The organism is Psychrobacter sp. CX18, assembly GCF_057396215.1.
This window is the reverse complement of the sequence record NZ_JBXYJH010000041.1, coordinates 1-1716: the sequence shown is the minus strand read 5'-3', so window position 1 is coordinate 1716 and position 1716 is coordinate 1. Positions and strand designations below refer to the sequence as shown.

The 1716-nt window shown below is 41.1% G+C and carries 1 protein-coding gene; it reads left to right on the top strand.

The features are described 5' to 3' along the window. Positions 1-1716 (top strand): Ig-like domain-containing protein (locus AC2SLT_RS13120; protein WP_486548095.1); only part of this gene is annotated, 1716 nt, incomplete at both ends.

Sequence of the window (1716 nt, the reverse complement as noted above, 5' to 3'; positions counted from 1 at the left end):
CTGGACGTATGACAACACCACTAACGACTTAGGCGAGGGCGTCACCAACGTACAAGCGCGTATTGTGGATCTAGCTGGTGATGTGGGAGCAGTTGATGCACAGACTGTTAAGGTTGATACGACAGATCCTGAAACCAATACTATTAGTATAGACAGTATTACCGAAGATACTGGTAGCTCATCAACCGATTTTATAACCAGTGACCAAACGTTAGTATTAAGCGGCAGTATAGATAAAGCACTAGCAACTGATGAGAAAGTTCAAGTCAGCCTAGATGGGATTAACTGGGATAATGCTGAATATACAGCAGGTACAACAACTTGGTCATTTGATAATACAGCTGAAACTTTGCCGCCTGGCGATTACACAGTATATGCTCGAATAGTAGACACCGCAGGTAATGTAGGGGCTACTGATAGTCAAGACGGTAAAATTGATAACGCTGTACTACAGCCTAATACTATTGAAATCACTGGAATTACCACTGACACAGGTAGCAGTACAACTGACTTCATTACCAAAGACCAGACATTAGTATTCAATGGCACTTTAAAGAATGCATTAGGAGCTGATGAAAAGGTTCAAATCAGTTTAGATGGTGGGACAACCTGGACAGATGCAACGACGAATGGTACCAGTTGGTCATATGATAATACGGGTAATACTTTGGAAGAAGGTAATTACACAGTGAAAGCTCGTATTGTAGGTACGTCGGGTATTGTTGGTGCTACTGATACTCAGGTTGTTAAGATTGATATTACCGATCCAGTGGCAAACACCATTGAAATTACCGGTATCACTGAAGATACAGGTAGTGCATCAGATGACTTTATTACCAATGACCGTACTTTAGAGTTCAAAGGTACCTTAGCCAATGAACTAGGAACTGAGGAAAAAGTACAGATTAATATAAATGGAACATGGTTGGATGTCACGACCACAGGAACAACCTGGAGCTATGATAATACAGATATACAGTTGGCAGAAGCTAACTACAATGTACAAGCACGTATTGTAGATACAGCAGGTAATGTGGGAAAAACGGATGATCAATTGGTTAAGATTGACCTCACACCACCAAAAGATAACATTATTGACATTTCAAGCATTACTGAAGATACAGGGCTTGATGCTAAAGATTTTATTACTAATGATTCCACTTTAGTGTTTAACGGAACATTACGAGATGCATTAGTTGATGATGCGAAAGTACAAATTAGTCTTGATGACGGCGCTACGTGGATAGATGCTGCTTATACTGCAGGAGAGACAACCTGGACGTATGACAACACCACTAACGACTTAGGCGAGGGCGTCACCAACGTACAAGCGCGTATTGTGGATCTAGCTGGTGATGTGGGAGCAGTTGATGCACAGACTGTTAAGGTTGATACGACAGATCCTGAAACCAATACTATTAGTATAGACAGTATTACCGAAGATACTGGTAGCTCATCAACCGATTTTATAACCAGTGACCAAACGTTAGTATTAAGCGGCAGTATAGATAAAGCACTAGCAACTGATGAGAAAGTTCAAGTCAGCCTAGATGGGATTAACTGGGATAATGCTGAATATACAGCAGGTACAACAACTTGGTCATTTGATAATACAGCTGAAACTTTGCCGCCTGGCGATTACACAGTATATGCTCGAATAGTAGACACCGCAGGTAATGTAGGGGCTACTGATAGTCAAGACGGTAAAATTGATAA